Raw genomic sequence first — 21,025 nt, forward strand, 5'->3', positions numbered from 1 at the left:
AATGGCAAGACTTGATCAGGAACTCGTCACCCGTGGGCTGGCGAGGTCCCGGACGCACGCTGCCAAGCTCATTAGCGATGGCAAGGTGAGTTCAGGCGGGGTTGTCTTCGCCAAAGCGGCCCAGCAAGTGGACGCCGACACAGACCTGGAAGTCCAATCCCACCTTGAGGACATTTACGTCAGCCGCGCCGGGCACAAACTGGCCGGCGCGCTGGCCGCGTTTCCGGCGGTAGCAGTATCCGGTCGCCAGTGTCTCGACGCCGGAGCCTCCACTGGCGGCTTCACGGACGTGCTGCTTCGGCAGGGAGCCGCGCAAGTGGTGGCGGTCGACGTCGGGCATGGCCAACTGATGCCGCTGCTCCGCGATGATCCCCGGGTGGTGGTCCATGAGGGGCTCAATGTCAGGTATATGACGCCGGACCAGATCGGTGGCACCGCAAGCCTGACTGTCGCAGATCTGTCCTTCATTTCCCTGACGTTGGTCCTGGGCCCCCTTGCTGCCTGCACGGAACCTGGCGGAGACCTTGTCCTGATGGTCAAGCCGCAGTTTGAAGTCGGCAAGGAGCGGCTAAGCCGCACGGGCGTCGTGTCTTCCGAGAATGAACGACGCCGGGCGGTGGCCCAGGTTGCCCGCGCTGCAGTTGATGCCGGACTGGAACTTCATGGCCTTGCGGCAAGCCCGCTCCCGGGCCAGGACGGAAATGTTGAGTACTTCCTGTGGATGAAGCGCAGGATGTCCGCTGTGTTGCCTAAGATCGAAGAGCGGGACGAGGACGTTGCTGCATTGATAAAGAATCTCTGGCCAAACGACTAGAAAGCAGAACCCGATGAGCAGGCATGTACTTGTCCTTGCCCACACAGGGCGGGAGGAATCGCTCCGGGCGGCGTGGGATGCTTGTACGCAATTGCACTCGTCGGGCCTGGTGCCCGTCCTTCAGAAGTCAGAATTGGCAGATGTCGAGCGCTTCTTTGGTGCCGTTGATACCCCCATTGAGATCCTCCACGACGACGTGAGTCTGGAAGACGTGGAATTGGTGATGGTCCTGGGTGGCGACGGAACCATCCTGCGCGCGGCGGAACTTGTCCGGGAAGTGGACGTTCCCTTGCTGGGCGTCAACCTCGGCCACGTGGGCTTCCTTGCAGAGAGCGAGCGTGCTGACTTGGCCCAGACGGTCGAATGGATCGCGAGCCGCCAGTACACCGTTGAAGAGCGCATGACGATCGATGTCCAGGTGTGGATCAAGGGCCAGAAGATCTGGCACACCTGGGCACTGAACGAGGCCGCAATTGAGAAGGCCAACCGGGAACGGATGCTCGAAGTCGTCACTGAGGTGGATGAACGGCCGTTGACGTCGTTTGGTTGTGATGGCGTGGTCCTTGCGACGCCAACAGGATCAACGGCATACGCGTTTTCGTCTGGTGGGCCGGTGGTGTGGCCTGAGGTGGAGGCGCTCGTCATTGTGCCAATCAGCGCCCATGCCCTTTTTGCCAAACCCTTGGTGGTCTCTCCGCGATCCAAGCTGGCCGTGGAAATCATGAACCGGACGGATGCCTTGGGCGTCCTTTGGTGTGATGGCAGGCGCTCCGTTGACTTGCCTCCGGGAGCCCGTGTTGAGGTGACACGCTCGGCCACACCGGTAAGGCTGGCACGGACACACAAGACTCCTTTCTCGGCACGGCTTGTGCGCAAGTTCCAGCTTCCCATCCACGGCTGGCGTGGTCCGGCTCCCCGCTCAGGGGAAGTCCACACCGGGCCCATCCCCGTGATTCGAACACTTTCACCGGCTCCTTTGCCTACCCCCCGGGACGCGAGTGATCTCCGGGATACCGAAACGTCCCTGAACCCGGGGCACGGTGAGCCATCCGACCCCACGAATGCGAAGTGAAGCATGCTTGAAGAACTCCGAATCCGTGATCTCGGCGTCATTACCGATGCCGCCCTGCCGCTAGGGCCCGGCCTCAGCGTGGTAACCGGTGAAACTGGTGCCGGCAAGACCATGGTGGTGACCGCCGTCGGGCTCCTCCTGGGTGCCCGTTCGGACGCCGGCGCAGTCCGGAGCGGCGCCAAATCTGCCTCTGCGGAGGCGGTCCTGAAGCTTGATCCAGGCCACAGCGCCGTAGAGCGGGCCAAGGAGGCCGGCGGTGAGGCGGAGGAGTTCGACGGCGTCGCTGAACTCCTGCTGGCCCGCACCGTTGGTGCCGATGGCCGCAGCCGGGCTTACGTTGGGGGACGGGCGGCACCGGTAGGGGTTCTGGCCGAACTTGGGGAGAGCCTGGTGGTGGTGCATGGACAGTCGGACCAGATCCGGCTGAAAAGCGCTACGGCACAGCGACACGCCCTGGATCGCTTCGCTGGTGCAGCGCTGGCCAAGGTTCTGGGGGAGTACCAGAACCTGTACAACCACTGGAAGTCCATTCAGGCCGAGCTGGAGACACTTCGCAGCGAAGCGCGGGAACGGCTTCGTGAGGCGGAATCGCTGGACGCCGCTCTCAAAGAGATCGATGACGTGGATCCCCAGCCTGGTGAGGATGAGACCCTCAAGGCTGAGGCCGTGAAGCTTGCCAATGTCGAAGAACTCCGGCTCGCAGCGGCCGCGGCACATGAGTCGCTCATTGCCGAGGAATTCGGCGATGCCAGCGATGCCACATCGATGGTGGATGCGGCCAAGCGGACGCTGGAGCACGTTGCAGAACACGATGAGGCGTTGGGGGCCGCTGCTGCACGTCTTGCAGAAGTTGGCTTCCTGCTGAACGATATCGCCGCTGACTTGTCCAGCTACCAAGCTGCATTGGACACTGAAGGCCCGGAGCGGCTCTCAGAAATTGAGGAACGCCGCGCAGCCTTGGCCAAACTGATCCGCAAGTACGCCCCCAGCATCGATGAGGTGTTGGAGTGGGCGACTACGGCCCGGATACGTTTGGACGAGCTGCAGGACGATTCAAGCCGCATCGAATCCTTGGATGCCGAGGTGGCTTCGAGCGAAGCTACCCTGCGCAAGCAGGCCGCAGCGATCAGCAAGGCCCGGCTGAAGGCGGCCAAGGACCTCTCAGCCCGCGTGAGTGCAGAGTTGAAGGCTTTGGCCATGGCGGATGCCACGTTGATCATCCAGATAGAGGACAGCGGATCGCTTGGCCCCTGGGGGACTGACGAGATCGCCTTCCTCCTCCAGCCACACTCCGGCGCTCCGGCGCGTCCACTGGGCAAGGGAGCCTCCGGCGGTGAACTCTCAAGGGTGATGCTGGCCATCGAGGTGGTGCTCGCGGCGGTGGATCCTGTTCCTACGTTCGTCTTTGACGAGGTGGATGCCGGTGTGGGTGGACGGGCCGCCGTCGAGATCGGGCGCCGGTTGGCCATGTTGGCCCGCCACGTCCAGGTCCTCGTTGTGACGCACCTGCCGCAGGTTGCCGCCTTCGCTGATCAGCACATCCGGGTTACCAAAACCTCAGTTCGGGGCGCCGACGGAAAAACGTCCACCGGATTCACCTCCAGCGATGTGCAACTGCTGGATGACGACGAGCGCGTGAAGGAGCTTGCCCGTATGTTGGCCGGGCAGGAGGACTCAGAATCTGCCCAGGCACACGCGCAGGAATTGTTGGACGATGCGAAATTGCTTCCCCAGCGGGCCTAGGAAATTCCCGGCACGGGGCTTATTAAGGACTGCGACCACTATCACATCCGTGCACTTGGTCCCGCCCGGCTCTTGATTGCAGGCATGGTCTTGGGCAACTATTGACCATTTGGGGAATCCGGACGGACGCTTGGAAGGCGTAATTGATGATAAGCTCGAATTCCGTGGTGCAGCGATCAAATTCCCGTGTAAATTCCCGGTTCCCGGGCTCGTCCAAGACGACCAAACACATCTTCGTCACCGGTGGTGTGGCGTCCTCGCTCGGTAAGGGTCTGACGGCTTCCAGCCTCGGCCACCTGCTGCGGGCACGCGGTTTGTCTGTAACTATGCAGAAGCTCGATCCCTATTTGAACGTGGATCCGGGCACTATGAATCCCTTCCAGCACGGCGAAGTTTTCGTGACGGATGATGGCGCCGAAACCGACCTCGACATCGGACACTACGAGCGTTTCCTCGATGAAAACCTCGAAGGTTCGGCCAACGTCACAACAGGCCAGATCTACTCGACGGTCATCGCAAAGGAACGCCGTGGTGAATACCTCGGAGACACCGTTCAGGTCATCCCGCACATCACGGATGAAATCAAGCGCCGCATGCGCCTTCCCGCCGAAGGCAAGAACGCTCCGGATGTCATCATCACCGAAATCGGTGGCACGGTGGGCGACATCGAATCGCAGCCCTTCCTTGAGTCGGCCCGCCAGGTGCGCCAGGACATCGGCCGAAACAATGTCTTCTTCCTCCACGTTTCCCTGGTTCCGTACATCGGTCCTTCCCAGGAACTGAAGACCAAGCCCACGCAGCACTCCGTGGCAGCCCTTCGTTCCATCGGTATCCAGCCCGAAGCCATCGTGATCCGTTCGGACCGCGAAGTGCCGGACGCCATGCGCGAGAAAATCGGCCGCATGTGCGACGTCGATATCGACGCCGTCGTCAACGCCGCTGACGCACCCAGCATCTACGACATCCCCAAGACGCTGCACTCCCAAGGCCTGGACTCCTACATCGTCCGTGCACTGGACCTGCCGTTCAAGGACGTTGACTGGAGCAAGTGGGACAAGCTGCTCGAAGCTGTCCACAACCCCAAGCATGAGGTCGAGATCGCCCTGGTGGGCAAGTACATCGATCTTCCCGATGCTTACCTTTCGGTGACCGAGGCCCTCCGTGCAGGTGGGTTCGCGAATGAAGCCAAAGTCAAGATCCGCTGGGTCCCCTCTGACGAGTGCGAAACCCTTGCCGGCGCCACCAAGTCCCTTGCCGGCGTCGACGCCATCTGCGTGCCGGGAGGCTTCGGCATCCGTGGCCTGGAGGGCAAGTTGGGCGCGTTGAAGTTTGCCCGCGAATCCAAGCTCCCGGTTCTGGGCCTGTGCCTTGGCCTTCAGTGCATGGTGATCGAGTACGCCCGCAACGTGGTTGGCCTGGAAGGCGCCTCGTCCAGTGAGTTCGAGCCGGACTCCAAGTACCCGGTTATCGCCACTATGGAAGAGCAGCTGGACATTGTGGAAGGCAAGGGAGACCTCGGCGGCACCATGCGCCTGGGACTCTACGAAGCCAAGCTGGACGAGGGCTCCGTTGTCGCAGAGACGTACGGCACCACTTCGGTGAGCGAACGCCACCGCCACCGCTACGAGGTTAACAACAAGTACCGTGACCAGATCGCGGCGGAGGGCCTGGTCTTCTCGGGTACCTCTCCTGACGGCAAGCTGGTTGAGTACGTTGAACTTCCCCGCGAAGTGCACCCGTACTACGTCGCGACGCAGGCACACCCTGAGCTCAGCTCCCGCCCGACGCGCCCGCACCCGCTCTTCGCAGGCCTCGTGAAGGCTGCCTTGGAGCGTCGTGAAGGCGCCGTTGTGGGAACCAAGACGGGTGCCCGCGCGGTAGCTGCCAAGTAAGCAGCTGCCAAATAAACGGTAAACGCAAGCACTAACGAAGGACGGCGCGATGCCCGGCATTTCTGAAACCCCCAGCACCTCAAGGCAGGTTTCGGATATGCCGAGCCCGCGCCGTCTTTTGTCCACCAGCAAGGTCTACGAAGGCCGCATCTGGGATGTGGTCAGCGACGCCTTCCAGCTCAGCGAGGATACGGACACCCTGGTCCGGGATTACATCGACCACCCTGGGGCGGTGGCCGTGCTGCCCATGAACGTTGACGGCGAAATCCTGCTCCTGAAGCAGTACAGGCACCCCGTTGGTATGGACCTCTGGGAAATCCCCGCCGGCTTGCTGGACATTGAGGGCGAGGATTTCGTCGTGGGTGCTGCCAGGGAGCTCGCTGAGGAAGCTGATCTTGTTGCGGCCACGTGGAATGTCCTGGTGGACTTCTTCAACTCTCCGGGATCCTCCAGCGAGGCTGTTCGCATCTATCTGGCTCGTGGGCTGAGCGCTGTTCCCGAGGCTGACCTGCATGTCCGCACGGACGAAGAGTCAGAAATTGAGTTCCACTGGATTCCGCTCGACGACGCCGTGAAAGCGGTTCTGGAAGGGCGCCTGCACAATCCGTCCGCGGTCCTGGGAATCCTTGCAGCCGCCGCCGCGAAGGCTGATGGCTTTTCCAGCCTGCGCCCCGCTGACGCGCCGTGGCCCGCGCACCCGAGCCAGCGCTGAGAATGGCCGAGGCCGCCACCCGCACCGCCAACGGCATCGATCGCGGAGTTACGGACTACCTCCAGCACGTCGGGGTGGAACGTGGCCTGGCTGCCAACACCTTGGCTGCCTATCGCCGTGACCTTGCCCGCTATTCGAACTTCCTGGCGAGTCAAGGAGTGGAACGGCCCGGAGACATCACACGGCATCATGTCACCGCCTTTGCCCAGGCCTTGTCCGACGGCTCCGATGGGGCTGCGGCCCTCGGCGTCCGCTCTGCCGCCAGAACCATCGTGGCCGTGCGGGGGCTCCACAAGTTTTGGGCCCTTGAGGGAACCACGACGTCGGATCCCGCCAGCGATGTCCACCCGCCGATGCCGGGCAAACGGCTTCCGAAAGCCATCAGCGTTGGTGAAGTAACGCGGATCCTTGAAGCTGCGGGTTCGGACTCTGCGACCGGCCTGAGGGACCGGGCCTTGCTTGAATTTCTCTACTCCACCGGTGCGCGCATCAGCGAGGCCGTAGGGCTGGACGTTGACGATGTATCCCTGGAGCACGCCGGTGGCGAACCTGCAATCGTCAGGCTCTTCGGCAAAGGTTCCAAGGAGCGGTTGGTTCCTTTGGGCTCTTACGGTGCACGCGCCGTCGGAGCCTATGTGGTCCGGGGAAGGCCACTGCTGGCATCCAAGGGCAAGGGCACTCCCGCCTTGTTCCTGAATGCCCGTGGCGGCAGGATCAGCAGGCAAAGTGCCTGGACAATCCTCAAGACTGCCGCGGAGAAGGCAAACATCACCAAGGACGTTTCGCCACACACCTTGCGGCACTCTTTTGCCACGCATCTTCTGGAAGGCGGGGCTGACGTGCGCGTAGTCCAGGAGCTGTTGGGGCACGCATCGGTGACCACCACCCAGGTCTACACGTTGGTCACGGCCGATACTTTGCGGGAAGATTACGCTGCTGCCCATCCCAGGGCGCTCGGCTGAACCTGTGGTCGGCAGGAGCCGCAACTAGTCCAGGACACTGAACGTCAATTCCACGGCATCGACGAACAAGGCCAGCAGCGACGTCCCCAAACCGGCCACCAGCAAGAGTCCGGGGTGGGCCAGCCCCACCACCACCCGCTTCAGCCGTGGCTGACCCTTGAGGAACTTTTTGGGTACCCGCGTCTTCAGGGGTATTTGCCGCCAACCGCGTAGCCGGCGGAGGAACCAGGCGCACCGCACTATGAACGCCATCCACAGGACAGAGAGCACCAGCGGGACCGAAGCCAGCATGAGGTTGAAGCCGAGTGCGGTCACCTCCTTTTCGGAGTCGCCGATGACGGTTTGCACGGTGGTCGAGATGGAAGCACTCATCACCACAGAGGCGGCCCACACCATGAAGGCCACTACCAGGGCGAGGAAGCGGACGAAGAAATGGCCCAGGACAGTGGCATCCACTGCCTTGAGGTGGCTGCGGGGCGTGGCATGAAGCACAGCCAGCGTGGACAGCAGCGTTGGCAAAGCAGCGGCGAGGACCAGCAAATACCAGGTCCATCCGGCCAGGTCCACCACTTCATCCAGAACAATGAGCCCGGCCCACACCACCGTCCAGACCCAGCCGACGTATAGCGGATGCGCAACCACCCAACGGGGCAGCCAGGCATCGCGCTCCTGCCCGGCTCGGACCTGTGCTGGTGACTCGGCCACAGGAACTGTTTCGACATCTTCCGCTGCCTGGGGCTTCGCAGCGTGATTGATGGCCTGCGCCTGCGTCTCGGCGCGCGCTTCGCCGCCACCTTCGTTCATGGGCTCACTGTAGGCAACTGGGCTCACGGTAGCAATTGGGCTGACCGTCGCAATGCCAGCCCTGGTAGAGGAGATCGGGTTAAGGTAGGCAGCATGACAGCAGCCCATGTGACACTGTGCTTCCTCCTCCGCGATGACGCGGACGGGGAACACGTCCTCCTCGGCACCAAGAAGACCGGTTTTGGGCGCGGCAAAGTGGTGGGAGTGGGTGGGCACGTGGAACCGGGGGAGACCGCAATCCAGGCGGTGTGCCGCGAGGTCATGGAGGAGATCAGCGTGGTGGTCCATGCTGCGGACCTCATCCCCGCCGGCATCATTGATTTCGTGTTTCCTGCCAGACCGGAATGGAACATGGCCACCACCGTGTACCTGACGCGGATTTGGGAGGGTGAACCGGTTGAAAGCGATGAGATCGCGCCGGAATGGTTCCCAGTGTCCAAGTTACCGGTGGAACGGATGTGGGCCGACGCCGAGCATTGGCTGCCAGCGATGATTTCCGGGCAGCGGATCGCAGTTCGAGTGGACCTGGCTGCCGATAACGAGAGCGTGGCCAATGTCCACACCATCGATTGGATCGGAACCGAGCAGTAGAAAAGGTTTCCCAGCGTACGACGGCGGGCCGGTCGCCTTTCGGTGACCGACCCGCCGTCGTCTGCTTCCTTAGCGCCCGAGCGCCAAGAGGCTACGGCACGTGCCGCTCTTCGGGTCCGTTGTATTCGCTGAGCGGACGGATAAGGGAATTCGAGGCAAACTGTTCCATGATGTGTGCTGTCCAGCCGGTGATCCGGCTGGCGACGAACAATGGGGTGAACGTCTGCGTATCGAAGCCCATGAGGTGGTACGTGGGGCCCGCGGGGTAATCGAGGTTGGGCTTGATGGCTTTGGCTTCGTCCATGGCTTGTTCGAGTCCGTTGTAGAGTCCCAGGAGTTCGGGGCGTCCGTAATGGGCGATCATCTTGTCCAGGGCGGCCTTCATGGTGGGTACCCGGGAGTCGCCGTGCTTGTAGACGCGGTGCCCGAAGCCCATGACTTTCTTCTTCTGGGCCAGGGCGTCTTCCATCCATGCCCGGGCCCGGACCGCGGCTTCCTCCATGGATTCTTCGCTGCGGATGCCGATCTCATCGAAGGTGTGCATGACGGCTTCGTTGGCGCCGCCGTGGAGCGGGCCTTTGAGGGCGCCGATGGCAGCGGTCACGGCCGAGTGCAGATCCGAGAGCGTGGAGGTGACTACGCGGGCTGTGAACGTGGAGGCGTTGAAGGAGTGCTCCGCGTACAGGATCATCGAGACGTTGAACGCCTCCACAACCTCCACCACAGCTTCTTCACCGAACGTCATCCACAGGAAGTTCGCGGAGTAGTCCAGGTCCTCCCGCGGTTCCACTGCGTCCTGGCCGCGCCGGCGGCGCTGGTCATAGGCCACGACGGCAGGCATCGCAGCCCAGAGGTCAATCGCCTTCTTCATGTTGGCATCGGGAGATGAGTCCTCGGCCAGCTCGTGCCGGGCTCCCAGCACGGACGCTGCCGTACGGCAAACATCCATGGGATGTGAGGTGGTGGGCAACGTGTCTATAACTGACTTGACCACAGGGTCCAGGGCACGCCCCCGGCGTTCGCGGGCAACAAATTCAGCCAGTTGGGCATCGTCGGGCAGTTCGCCGTTCCACAGCAGGTAGGCAACTTCTTCGAAGCTGCACTTGGCGGCCAGTTCCTGGACCGGGTATCCCCGGTACAGCAGCGAGTTGGTGTCCGGGTTGACCTTCGAGACGGCGGTGTAGTCCACCACGACGCCGGCAAGGCCTTTTTTAATGTCTTCAGCAGCCATGCTGAACTCCTTCGTTCATTATGCAAGCGCCCCGGTTTGCCGGAGTGCCTGCTGTCCCCTTGGTGATTCCCGGACCTAGCGGATGCCAGGAACCTGGAAGTTGAAAACGCCGGTATCGAACTGGTTGTAGGCCTCGTAATCCACGAGTTCATAGAGGCGCGCACGCGTGAGCATGTTTTCCACTTGTGCCTCTTGGGTCCCCGCAGCCTTAATCGATTCCAGCGTACGCTCTGCAGCGCCCATGGCAATGCGGAGGAGGGTAACGGGGTATATGACCATGTTTACCCCGACGCCCTGGAGCTGGTCCACGGTGAAGAGGTCGCTTTTGCCGAACTCTGTCATGTTGGCCAGGATGGGCACGTCCACGGCGTCGCGGATGGCCTGGAATTCGCTCAAATCGGCCATGGCTTCGGGGAAGATGGCGTCGGCGCCGGCGTCCACGAGGGCTTTGGCGCGGTCCTGGGCTGCTTGGATTCCATCGACGGCGCGGATATCGGTGCGGGCCATGATGAGGAAGTTCGCATCCCGGCGTGCGTCTGCTGCGGCGCGGATGCGTTTGGTGGCGGTGTCGATGTCCACGACGTTTTTGCCGTCCAGGTGGCCACAGCGTTTGGGGTTGAACTGGTCCTCGATGTGGCATCCGGCCAGGCCTGCGTTTTCGAGTTCCTGGATGGTGCGGGCCACGTTCATGGGTTCACCGAAGCCGGTGTCCGCATCCACGAGTGACGGAAGGTCGGTCATACGGGCGATCTGCCCGGCGCGGGTGGCCACCTCTGTCAGCGTGGTCAGGCCGATGTCGGGCAGGCCGAGGTCGTTGGCCAGGACCGCGCCGGAGATGTAGACCCCGGCGAAGCCCTTTTCCTCGATCAGCCGTGCCGAGAGCGGGTTGAACGCGCCCGGGAACTGGTGCACGGTCCCGGAAGCCAGCAGTTCCCTGAGCTTCAGCCTTTTCTGTTCGGGTGTGGTTGTGGAGTACAGCATTTAGAACAGTCCCTTCGGCGCGTTGGTGAGGTCGATCACGCCGGGGGCTGCGGTGATGTTCAGCTGGTCCAGTTCGCCTGCGGCCAGTTCGGTGACGCGTTCGACGGCGGTGAGGAACCTTTCGATTTCGGCTTCCTCTACGAGACCGGCGGCGAGGGTGCGGAACTTGTTGATGTACTGCTCGCGGGCGAACGGCCGGGCACCGAGCGGGTGCGCATCGGCCACGGCGATTTCATCGGTGATGACGGTGCCGTCGGTGAGCGTGATTTCCACGGAACCGCCGAAGGCCTTTTCCGCGATGTCCAGGGAGTGGTAGCGGCGGGTCCATTCCGGGTCTTCCACGGTGGTGACTTTCTGCCACAGTTCCACGGTGTCCGGGCGGGCCGCGCGTTCGGGAGTGTAGGAATCCACGTGGTGCCAGGCGCCGTCCTGCAGGGCGACGGTGAAGATGTATGGGATGGAGTGGTCCAGGGTTTCCCGGGACGCTGTGGGGGAGTACTTCTGGGGATCGTTCGCGCCGGAACCGATCACGTAGTGCGTGTGGTGGCTGGTTTTGATCAGCACCGACTTCACATTTGCAGGTTCGGTGGTTTCGGGGTGCTCGCGGTTGAGTTTGCGGGCCAGGTCGATCCACGCCTGGGCCTGGTACTCGGCGGAGTGTTCCTTGGTGTAGGTGTCCAGGATGGCGCGCTTGGCTTCACCGGGCAGCGGCAGGGGGACTTCGTAGGAGGCGTCCGGGCCGTCCAGCATCCAGGCGATCACGCCGTCTTCGCCTTCGTAGATCGGCACGGGGGAGGTCTGTCCGCGCATGGAACGGTCCACCGCTTCGACGGCCATCTTGCCCGCGAAGGCCGGGGCGTGGGCCTTCCATGTGGAGATTTCGCCCTTGCGGGACTGCCGGGTGGCGGTGGTGGTGTGCAGGGCCTGGCCCACGGACTGGAAGATCGTCTCCACATCCAGCCCAAGGAGAGTACCGATACCTGCGGCTGCGGACGGGCCAAGGTGGGCGACGTGGTCGATCTTGTGCTTGTGCAGGCAGATGGCCTTGACCAGGTTCACCTGGATTTCATACCCGGTGGCGATGCCGCGCACGAGGTCGGCACCGCTGGCACCGACGTGCTGGGCGACGGCGAGGATCGGCGGGATGTTATCTCCGGGGTGGGAGTAGTCCGCGGCCAGGAACGTGTCGTGGTAGTCCAGCTCGCGAACGGCTACCCCGTTGGCCCAGGCAGCCCATTCGGGGGAGACCCGTTCCGTGATACCGAAAACGTGCCCGCCCTTGCCGTTCGTGGACGGCCCATGCGTCAATGCCTGGGCACGTGCTGCGACGATCGGTGCCCGGTTCAGGGAGGCAATGGCCACCGACGCGTTGTCGATGATCCGGTTGATCACCATATCCGTGACCTCGGGAGTGACGTCGACGGGGTCGGCGGCGACCACGGCGATCTTGTGCGCCAACTGCTCCTCACGCGGGAGGTTCTCTTCGCTCTTGTAAACGCGGATGTGGTGGTTCTTAACCATGGTGCTCCTTCTACTGAGGGTCTTTAGCGGGCCACATGAGCGGCTTTGACGTGGGTAAGGCTGCGGTGCAAATGAAGTGTGGTGGCTGCTTCGGCCAGCCGGGGATTCCCTGCGGCGATCGCTTCGGCAATGGCCGCATGTTCTGCGGCTGCGGCATGGAGCCTGGCGGCGTCATCGGCTGCCAGCCGGCGCACCCGTACCAGATGCACGCGCAGGCTCCGCATGGCCTGGGCAAGGTAGGAGTTGGAGATCGCAGCATCGATGGCCTCATCGAGCCGGCTAACCAACGCGTAATACTCGTGCCGGCCAGGATCCTTCTCGCTGAGCAGATCCGGAGCCCTCAGCAGCTGCGCCTGCAGCTCGGCGAAGACGCCCGGCTCTCCGCGCTGTGCGGCCAACGCTGCGGCCCTGACTTCGAGTGTTTCGCGCAATTCGAACAGTTCGTCGATGCTGTCCAGCGAGATATCGGTGACGACGACGCCGCGGCCGCCTGCCGCCGTCGTCAATCCCTCAGCCATCAGCCGGCCCAACGCCTCCCGCACCGGCGTGCGGGAAACCCCCAGCCGCTCGGACTGCTCCACTTCCGCGAGGACCGTGCCCGGCCGCAGGCGCCACTCAATGATGTCTTCACGGAGAGCCGCATAGGCCCGATCACTGGCGCGCATGATCTCAGTGTATACACAAACTCGAGAAAATTGAATAAATCTTCAAGAAGAGTGGAGCAATGTATACATTTGCGGGCTCTGTGGGGAACTTGAGGTCCAGATCGCGGGCGGACCAGTCGTTAAGGCGCGTGTTAGCCCCGGTTCCAGCCGTACTCGTTCTCCGGGCGGCCCGGTGTTCCGTAGCGCGGGGCCCTGGTGACCGTCCCGGCGTCGGCCAGGTACTCCAAGTACCGGCGGGCCGTGACCCGGGACATTCCCAAGGCTTCCATGACTTCACTGGCGGATACGGCTTGCTGCCGCGCGCGGACCAAATCCTTCACCGACTCCAAGGTGGAACCGGACAACCCCTTCGGCAGTGGTAGTTCCGTGGGTGCCCGGAGACTCGCGAAGGCCTGGTCCACGTCGCTCTGGGATGCTCCGGCCTTGGAGATGCCGGACACCGCGCCCGCCAGTTGATCACGGAAAGTGCGGTAGCTGTTCAGCTTGTCGGCAAAGGTCGCGTAAGTGAAGGGCTTGATCAAATACTGCACGACGCCGATGGAAACGGCGCTGCGCACGATGTTCAATTCACGGACGGCTGTGATGGCAACAATGTCGGCGAAGACTCCCGCCGAGCGCATGCGTCGGGCAACATCCAACCCATGAAGGTCCGGCAGGTTCATATCGAGCAGCACCAGGTCCACCGGCGAGCCGGACGCAGCGAATTCGCCAAGGATGCGCAGTGCAGACTGGCCATCCGGGGCCGTTCCCACCAGCGTGAACCCTTGGAGCCTGCCCACGTAAATAGAGTGGGCGTCTGAGGCGATGGGCTCGTCCTCGACCACCAGGACGCGGATGTCTGTCATGCATTCTCTTCCTCGGTAACGGGCGCGGGCAGCACAACATGGAACTGGGCGCCGCCTGGATTGCTGATCGTCATAGTACCGTTCAGCCGCTGGACCGCCTGCCGGACCAAGGCAAGGCCGACACCACGCCCATGGGCTCCCCGCGGATTGTCCTGGGCGGACTTGGTGCTGTACCCGTACTGCAACACATCATCGATCGAACCAGGATCGATACCGGCCCCGGAATCCCGAACAGTGAATCCAACACCGGCCACACTGGCTTCGACGTCCAGTTCCACCTTTCGGGGCATCTCACCGGACGCGGCAGCATCAATGGCGTTGTCCAGGAGGTTTCCCAGAATCGTCACAAGGTCCTGGATTTCCAGACCACGGACACCCGAACTCCCTGATGTCCGAACCACCAATTCCACCCCACGCTCATGTGCTTCGGCGGACTTGCCCATCACCAATGCACTCATCACCGGTTCATCCACCGAAGCAAGCATGTCGTCCGTGAGCTGCTGGCTGAGCTCCAGGTCCTTGGTGGCGAACTCCAGTGCTTGGGGCGTGCGGCCCAACTCAAGAAGGGAAACGATCATATGCAGGCGATTGGCATGCTCATGGGTCTGGGCCCGCAAGGCATCCGAGAGTGTCTTCATTGTCTCCAGCTCTGTCCCCAAAGACTCAATCTCAGTGCGGTCGCGAATGGTGGCCACTGTGCCGTAGACCGATGGCTTTTGCCGGCTGCGGGCAGGAACCGGGCCCACTGCAGGGGCTTGGTTGACCACCAGGATCCGTGAACCAGTCAAATGGATTTCGTCATGGGCTGGCCTGCCGGATTCGAAAAGCGCTCGCAGGCTCCCGTCGAAGGGGAGGTCGGACAGCTTGGGAGCATCATCGGGGGAGCGATCGGCCTCGGAAGGTTCCAGTCCCAGCAACTCCGCGGCTTGATCGTTGTACATCACTGCTTTTCCGCGGGTATCGATCAGGATCACGCCTTCACGGACGGAGTGCAGGACTGATTCGTAGTAGGCGAAGAGCTGTGCGAGCTGTTCCGGACCCCAGCCACGCGTCACGGAGCGCAGGTAACGTCCGAGCAGCCAGGAGGCTATGGAGCCAAAGAACAACACCACCAGCGCGATGCCGCCAATCACTCCCAGCCTTTCGGCGACATCAGTGTCCACGGTTCTGACGGTGATGCCTGCCGCCACCAAGGCCTTGACGGTTCCACCAGAGTCCTTCACCGGCACAATCGTCCGGACCGAGGGCCCCAATGTACCCGCAGTGACTTCCGTGAAAGTCTCACCCCGCAGGGCAGGCTCGATCGTGCCGATATACGGCTTGCCCAGCTCTTCGGGACGGGGATGGGTCCATCGGGTCCGGTCGGGAGCCATGATGGTGATGAAATCTGCGTCCGCGTCCTTCATGACCTCCAGCGCATAGGGCTGCAGTATGGCTGACGGATCAGAAGTTGCCGCCGCCTGCAACACCAGTGGGTTGTTGGCAATGGACGTCGCGATCGCAAGCATCCGGCTGCCCGCATCCTCGTATGCCCTGTCCCGTGCCTCCAGTACCGAGAACGCGCCGAAGACAGCTGTCAGCACCAGCACGAACAGCAGGTTTGCCACAAACAAGCGGCGGGCGATGCTCCAGCGATGAAACAAGTAGGCCTCCCATGACCAATATGACCGCAACGGTGATGTGTGTCACCCATGGCTGAATGATGGATATCACACAAGGGCAGCGGATTGGACACAAGTGCAGGACCGCAGCGCCTTACACAGTATCCAGAAGGAGAATCCCATGACCTCTCAACGAGGAGAGTCGGCAGTAGCCACCACCGGTGGACGCAGGGGGCTCGACAAGTCGCATTACCTGTACATCGCGGTCATCCTGGCCGTAGTGCTCGGTGCCGTGGTCGGCCTGCTGTTCCCTGAGGTTGGAAAGTCCCTGAAGCCGCTCGGTGATGGCTTCATCAAGCTCATCAAAATGATGATCGCTCCGGTCATCTTCTGCACCATCGTCCTGGGCATCGGTTCCATCGCCAAAGCCGCAACCGTCGGCAAGGTAGGTGGACTCGCACTTGGCTACTTCGTGGCCATGTCAACCTTCGCACTGGCTATCGGCCTCGTTGTCGGCAACCTCATTCACCCGGGTGAGGGCCTGAAGCTGACTCCGTACGATCCCAACAAGAAGGCGGCCACGGACAGCACCGTGGACTTCCTGATGGGCATCATCCCCAGCGACATTCCCGTCCTGCCCACACTCCTCGCAGCCATCCTGGTGGGCTTCGCGCTCCAGAAGATGGGTAAGCAGGGCACCCCGATCCTTACCGCCATCGGCCACGGACAGCGCCTTGTCTTCCGGATCCTCATCATGATCATGTGGCTGGCTCCCGTCGGCGCCTTCGGTGCGATCGCCGCCGTCGTTGGTGCCACTGGCGTCCAGGCAATCCTCGGCATGTTCACCCTGATGGTGGCCTTCTATATCACCTGCGCAGTGTTCATCGTGGTCATCCTCGGCTCCCTGCTCCGTGCGGTGGCCGGTGTCAACATCTTCAAGCTGATGAAGTACCTGGCCCGTGAATACCTCCTCATCTTCTCCACGTCATCCTCCGAGGCAGCCCTGCCCCGCCTTATCGCCAAGATGGAACACCTGGGTGTCTCCAAGCCGGTTGTCGGCGTGACCGTGCCCACCGGCTACTCGTTCAACCTTGACGGCACGGCCATCTACCTGACCATGGCCTCCCTGTTCGTCGCCAACGCCATGGGTACGCCGCTGGACCTGGGTGCCCAGATCTCACTGCTCGTGTTCATGATCATCGCTTCCAAGGGCGCCGCAGGCGTCACTGGAGCTGGCCTGGCAACGCTTGCCGCTGGCCTGCAGGCACACAGGCCCGAGCTCCTTGGCGGCGTGGGCATGATCGTTGGCATCGACCGCTTCATGTCAGAGGCCCGTGCACTGACGAACTTCACCGGCAACGCCGTTGCCACCGTTCTGATCGGCACCTGGGTCAAGGAAATCGACAACGCCCAGGTGGAGCGCGTTCTCTCCGGCAGCGAGCCGTTCGACGAGACGACAATGATCGCCCACGGCGCCGAGGCTGAGACGGCTCCGGAAACTGAAACCCGCCACAAGGCAACCATCTAACACCAATACATAGCAACGAGGACCGACACCCATTCGGGGTGTCGGTCCTCTGCCGTTCGTCAAGGAAGACAAGGAGGCCCGGCAGCCAAGCAAAGCAAGCCTTCGACCGGCCAACCTTCGACCTCAACTAGAGGGTCAAGGCTCAAAGATCAACGAAAGTCAAGTTCCCTGAAATGCCGTGTCGGGCGCTGTAGCCTAGGTGGGTAGCAGCGCTGTACCCAGGGGAACAGCGGCAGGGAAGATCGTCGTCGAAAGAGTGGTTAGATACGTGAGCAGCGAACGGGGAACAGCTACGCTGGGAGACACCGAGCTCGATCTGGAAGACGCCATCATGGGGCCTACGGGCCGTCCTTACCGCGACTTCCCGGAACCGGCTCCACTTGCCTCCCACGGCCCGGCAAGGGTCATCGCCATGGTTAACCAGAAGGGCGGAGTGGGCAAAACCACGTCCACCATCAACCTTGCGGCGGCCCTCGCGGAGTATGGCCGGCGGGTGCTTTTGGTGGACTTTGATCCACAAGGTGCTCTTTCTGCAGGGCTCGGCGCCAATCCGCACGAACTCGATCTCACCGTCTACAACGTCCTCATGGACCGCAAAGTGAACATCCGGGATGCTATCCAGCAGACCGGCGTGGAAGGTGTGGATCTTCTGCCTGCAAACATCGACCTCTCCGCTGCTGAAGTGCAGCTGGTCAACGAAGTCGCCCGCGAGCAAGTCCTGGACCGCGCACTCAAGAGTGTTGAAGATGACTACGACGTCGTGCTGATCGACTGCCAGCCGTCGCTCGGCCTGTTGACTGTCAACGCACTGACCGCCGCCCATGGCGTCATCATTCCGTTGATTTGCGAGTTCTTCGCGCTTCGCGCAGTGGCCCTCCTCGTGGAAACCATCGAGAAGGTGCAGGACCGTTTGAATCCACGTCTGCAGGTGGACGGCGTCCTGGCCACCATGTACGACGCCCGCACCCTGCACAGCCGCGAAGTCATCTCGCGCCTCGTGGAGGCCTTCGGTGACAAGGTTTTCGAGACCGTCATCAAGCGTTCCATTAAGTTCGCGGACGCCACAGTGGCCGCGGAACCCATTACGAGCTACGCCGGCAACCACATCGGTGCAGACGCCTACCGCCGCCTCGCAAAAGAACTTATCTCGCGCGGCGGCGCGCCGTAGCGGACACGTGGGACGGTCACTCGCCGAGGCGGCAAGTCCGGAGAAAACGTCCGACGCCGGCACCTCCGACACCCGCAAGGCGGGCTTTGAGGTTCGGCTCGCAAACTTTACCGGGCCGTTCGACCTCTTGCTGGGCCTGATATCCAAGCACAAGCTGGACATCACCGAGGTGGCCTTGGCTACCGTCACCGATGAATTCATCAAGTACATCCGCCGCCTCCAGGAACTGGGGGAGGACTGGGCGTTGGACGAGGCCAGCGAATTCCTGGTGATCGCTGCCACGCTCCTGGACCTCAAAGCTGCCCGGCTCCTTCCCGCTGGCGAAGTAGAGGACGACGAAGATATTGCTCTCCTGGAAGCCCGGGACTTGCTCTTCGCACGGCTGCTCCAGTACAAGGCGTTCAAGCAAGTGGCAGGTCTCATCAGTGAAACCCTGGAACAGGAAGAGCGAAGATACCCGCGCCAAGTGGCACTGGAGGCCCATTTCGCCGCGCTGCTGCCCGAACTTGTGTGGCGGCACACCCCTGAACAGTTCGCGGAGCTTGCCGCCAAGGCACTGAAGCCAAAGGACTCGGCGCCCGCAGAGGTGGGATTGGACCATCTCCACGCACCCCCGGTGAGCGTCAAGGAGCAAGCCGAGATCATCGGATACCGGCTTCAACTTGGAGCCCCCCTCTCCTTCCGCGTGCTGATAGCCGACGCCGAGACAACATTGGTGGTGGTGGCCCGCTTCCTGGCCTTGCTGGAGATGTTCCGGGACAGGGTTGTGGCATTCGAGCAGGCAGGTCCGTTGGCAGAACTGACAGTGCGATGGACCGCGGATGTGGCCGAATGGGACAGCTCGAACCTGAGCGAAGAGTACGAGGAAACGACCGAAGGGGACAGCGAATGACTGAGCAGGACATGGCCGCAGCCGGCCTTGCTGAGCTCGAAACCCTGCCTGGCGGGGCGCGGGCAGCGTTGGAAGCTGTGCTCATGGTCATCGATGAGCCAGCCACCTCGGAGGAGTTGGCTGCGGGATTGAACGTAACGGTCGCCGTCGTCGAGGATTTGCTGCAGGACCTGCAGCGGGAGTATAGCGGCTATACTGTTAAAGCCCCGGACGTGGATGCTGTCGGCTTTGCCGTTGCCAGCTCTGCCCCCCGGGGTTTTGAATTGCGGAACGTCGCCGGTGGGTGGCGGATCTATTCACGGTCTGACTTTGCGGACATCGTGGGCAGGTTCGTCCTCGAAGGGCAGACCACCAGGCTCACTCAGGCAGCGCTTGAAACTCTGGCGGTCATTGCCTACAGGCAGCCGGTCTCCAGGGCCCGGGTGTCCGCAATTCGAGGCGTCAACGTCGATTCTGTGGTCCGGACTCTTACCCAGCGTGGTCTGATCGAAGACTCCGGGAACGATCCCGAATCAGGGGCTGTCCTGTACAGGACAACCTCCTACTTCCTGGAACGGATGGGCATCGGCTCGGTGGCGGAACTGCCCCAGCTCTCGCCGCACCTTCCGGGTTTGGAAGGGATCGACGAGTACTACGACGCCAGCCGGATGTAAGCCCGGCAACGCACGAAAACTACATACTGATTCACGGCAGCGCATGGACGGTGCCACGGCAACAAGGGGCAGACGATGTCTGCCCGGCTGGCTAGTGTTGATTGCAGCACTAATTGCCGGCCATTACTACACAAGGACGGGTCATGACACAGGCGGGACGCCAGGGTTCACCACGTAACAGTTCGGGACGCAACAGTTCTGGACGCAATGAGGCAAGGGGCGGCACAGGCCGCTCCAACGCCGGCGGCTTCTCCGGCCGCGGCGGCAGTGCCGGCGCTGGAAAGCGCAACTTCACTCAGGGCGAGGGCCGCCCGTTCAAGGCTTCAAAGCCACGGGAAGCGGCCCCTTTCGATCCCGATAACCCCACAACGGCTGGCGATTACGATCGCGGCCAGGCCGCCAGGCCTGCCAAGCCCTTCCGCAAGCCCGGCTCCAACAAGCCTGGTTACGGCAAGGCTCCCGGAACACCCGGTGCGTTGAAGCCCAAGGCGAAGCCCGCCAGGCAGTATGGCTCCAAGGCTTTCGGCAGCGAACGCTTCGGCCAGAACCTGGGCCCCATCCGCAAGCCTGCCCGCAACCGCGGTCCGCGCCAGGAAGTCCCGCAGTCGGACCTCCACGATGTCGACGGCGTGCGCCTGCAGAAGGTCATGGCGCAGGCCGGCGTGGCTTCCCGGCGCGTGTGTGAGGAAATGATCCTCGAAGGCCGCGTCGAGGTAGATGGCGTGGTCACTACCGAGCTTGGCATGCGTGTGGATCCCAAGACCGCCGTGATTCACGTTGACGGTATCCGTATCCAGCTCGACGAAACCCTTGTCTACATGGTCTTCAACAAGCCCAAGGGCGTTGTTTCCACCATGGAAGACCCCGAGGGCCGCCCGTGCATCAGCGATTTCCTGAAGAACGCCAAGGGGGAGAGGCTCTTCCACGTCGGGCGCTTGGATGTCGGCACCGAAGGGCTGCTGTTGTTGACCAACGACGGCGAACTCGCCAACCGCCTGACCCACCCGTCCTATGAGGTTCCCAAGACGTACCTGGTCCAGGTTCGCGGTCCCTTCCCGCAGGGCGTCGGCGCGCAGCTGAAGTCCGGCGTCGAGCTTGAAGACGGTCTGGCAACAGTGGATTCCTTCCGCCTGGTTGACTCCACACCTGGCCACGTCCTCATTGAAGTTGTCCTGCACTCCGGCAAGAACCGAATCGTTCGCCGCATGTTTGATGCCGTTGGTTTCCCGGTAGAGCGTCTTGTCCGTGTCAAGATCGGTCCCATTGGCCTGGGAGACCAGCGCCAAGGAAGCATCCGCAACCTCGGCAGGCAGGAAGTCGGTCACCTTCTGGCATCTGTGGGGCTCTAGG

The 21,025-nt window shown here is 62.4% G+C and carries 19 protein-coding genes; 12 read left to right on the plus strand and 7 right to left on the minus strand.

Annotated elements, in window-relative coordinates; all coding sequences use genetic code 11:
- The first annotated feature begins 1 nt into the window (after position 1).
- The 6 genes from VUN82_08480 to xerD all read left to right on the plus strand — a co-directional run bounded on the left by VUN82_08480 (position 2) and on the right by xerD (position 7,195).
- Positions 2-814: a TlyA family RNA methyltransferase gene (locus VUN82_08480; GenBank protein ID XAS73854.1), complete on the plus strand. Its 813-nt coding sequence runs from the start codon at positions 2-4 to the stop codon at positions 812-814.
- Between the two features lie 13 nt (positions 815-827).
- Complete coding sequence (locus VUN82_08485; GenBank protein XAS73855.1) at positions 828-1,886, plus strand: NAD kinase; 1,059 nt, start codon at positions 828-830, stop codon at positions 1,884-1,886.
- Positions 1,887-1,889: 3 nt separating this feature from the next.
- The gene (gene recN, locus VUN82_08490) at positions 1,890-3,629 is read left to right on the plus strand and encodes a DNA repair protein RecN (GenBank protein XAS73856.1); all 1,740 of its coding nucleotides are present in this window, start codon (positions 1,890-1,892) and stop codon (positions 3,627-3,629) included.
- A 146-nt stretch (positions 3,630-3,775) separates the two neighbouring features.
- Positions 3,776-5,521 (plus strand): CTP synthase, encoded by a 1,746-nt coding sequence (locus tag VUN82_08495; GenBank protein ID XAS73857.1) that lies wholly within the window; start codon positions 3,776-3,778, stop codon positions 5,519-5,521.
- Positions 5,522-5,570: 49 nt separating this feature from the next.
- A complete protein-coding gene (locus VUN82_08500) occupies positions 5,571-6,233 on the plus strand; it encodes an NUDIX hydrolase (protein ID XAS73858.1) in 663 nt (220 codons plus the stop codon).
- 2 nt (positions 6,234-6,235) lie between these two features.
- Complete coding sequence (gene xerD, locus VUN82_08505) at positions 6,236-7,195, plus strand: site-specific tyrosine recombinase XerD (GenBank protein XAS73859.1); 960 nt, start codon at positions 6,236-6,238, stop codon at positions 7,193-7,195.
- A gap of 24 nt (positions 7,196-7,219) precedes the next feature.
- Here xerD and VUN82_08510 read toward each other — a convergent pair whose 3' ends face one another.
- On the minus strand, positions 7,220-7,999 hold the full coding sequence (locus tag VUN82_08510; GenBank protein ID XAS73860.1) for a hypothetical protein: 780 nt from the start codon (positions 7,997-7,999) through the stop codon (positions 7,220-7,222).
- A gap of 93 nt (positions 8,000-8,092) precedes the next feature.
- Between VUN82_08510 and VUN82_08515 the strand changes: the two genes are divergently transcribed.
- Entirely contained in the window at positions 8,093-8,590 is a 498-nt protein-coding gene (locus tag VUN82_08515) for an NUDIX domain-containing protein (GenBank protein XAS73861.1), read from the plus strand.
- Positions 8,591-8,681: 91 nt separating this feature from the next.
- On the opposite strand, the gene VUN82_08520 is transcribed toward VUN82_08515, so the two are convergent.
- From VUN82_08520 to VUN82_08545, 6 genes are all read right to left on the minus strand, one after another.
- Positions 8,682-9,821 carry a bifunctional 2-methylcitrate synthase/citrate synthase gene (locus VUN82_08520; protein ID XAS73862.1) on the minus strand — a complete coding sequence of 380 codons (1,140 nt, stop codon included), beginning with the start codon at positions 9,819-9,821 and terminating at the stop codon, positions 8,682-8,684.
- A gap of 75 nt (positions 9,822-9,896) precedes the next feature.
- On the minus strand, positions 9,897-10,802 hold the full coding sequence (prpB, locus tag VUN82_08525) for a methylisocitrate lyase (protein ID XAS73863.1): 906 nt from the start codon (positions 10,800-10,802) through the stop codon (positions 9,897-9,899).
- Positions 10,803-12,323, minus strand: coding sequence for an MmgE/PrpD family protein (locus VUN82_08530; GenBank protein XAS73864.1), 1,521 nt, complete (start codon positions 12,321-12,323; stop codon positions 10,803-10,805).
- Between the two features lie 23 nt (positions 12,324-12,346).
- Positions 12,347-12,988 carry a GntR family transcriptional regulator gene (locus VUN82_08535; GenBank protein ID XAS73865.1) on the minus strand — a complete coding sequence of 214 codons (642 nt, stop codon included), beginning with the start codon at positions 12,986-12,988 and terminating at the stop codon, positions 12,347-12,349.
- A 131-nt stretch (positions 12,989-13,119) separates the two neighbouring features.
- Positions 13,120-13,833 (minus strand): response regulator, encoded by a 714-nt coding sequence (locus VUN82_08540; GenBank protein XAS73866.1) that lies wholly within the window; start codon positions 13,831-13,833, stop codon positions 13,120-13,122.
- Positions 13,830-15,476 (minus strand): sensor histidine kinase, encoded by a 1,647-nt coding sequence (locus VUN82_08545; GenBank protein XAS73867.1) that lies wholly within the window; start codon positions 15,474-15,476, stop codon positions 13,830-13,832. The genes VUN82_08540 and VUN82_08545 overlap by 4 nt, the downstream gene beginning before the upstream one ends.
- 139 nt (positions 15,477-15,615) lie before the next feature.
- Here VUN82_08545 and VUN82_08550 point away from each other — a divergent pair, with 139 nt between their 5' ends.
- The 5 genes from VUN82_08550 to VUN82_08570 all read left to right on the plus strand — a co-directional run bounded on the left by VUN82_08550 (position 15,616) and on the right by VUN82_08570 (position 21,024).
- Positions 15,616-16,962 (plus strand): cation:dicarboxylase symporter family transporter, encoded by a 1,347-nt coding sequence (locus tag VUN82_08550; GenBank protein XAS73868.1) that lies wholly within the window; start codon positions 15,616-15,618, stop codon positions 16,960-16,962.
- 268 nt (positions 16,963-17,230) lie between these two features.
- Positions 17,231-18,130 carry an AAA family ATPase gene (locus VUN82_08555; protein XAS73869.1) on the plus strand — a complete coding sequence of 300 codons (900 nt, stop codon included), beginning with the start codon at positions 17,231-17,233 and terminating at the stop codon, positions 18,128-18,130.
- A gap of 7 nt (positions 18,131-18,137) precedes the next feature.
- Positions 18,138-19,022, plus strand: a complete 885-nt coding sequence (locus VUN82_08560; GenBank protein XAS73870.1) for a ScpA family protein — start codon at positions 18,138-18,140, stop codon at positions 19,020-19,022.
- The gene (locus VUN82_08565) at positions 19,019-19,675 is read left to right on the plus strand and encodes an SMC-Scp complex subunit ScpB (protein XAS73871.1); all 657 of its coding nucleotides are present in this window, start codon (positions 19,019-19,021) and stop codon (positions 19,673-19,675) included. The genes VUN82_08560 and VUN82_08565 overlap by 4 nt, the downstream gene beginning before the upstream one ends.
- Before the next feature lie 143 nt (positions 19,676-19,818).
- Positions 19,819-21,024, plus strand: a complete 1,206-nt coding sequence (locus VUN82_08570) for a pseudouridine synthase (protein XAS73872.1) — start codon at positions 19,819-19,821, stop codon at positions 21,022-21,024.
- Position 21,025: the final 1 nt, after the last annotated feature.

This window comes from Micrococcaceae bacterium Sec5.1, assembly GCA_039636795.1.
Classification (GTDB): domain Bacteria; phylum Actinomycetota; class Actinomycetes; order Actinomycetales; family Micrococcaceae; genus Arthrobacter.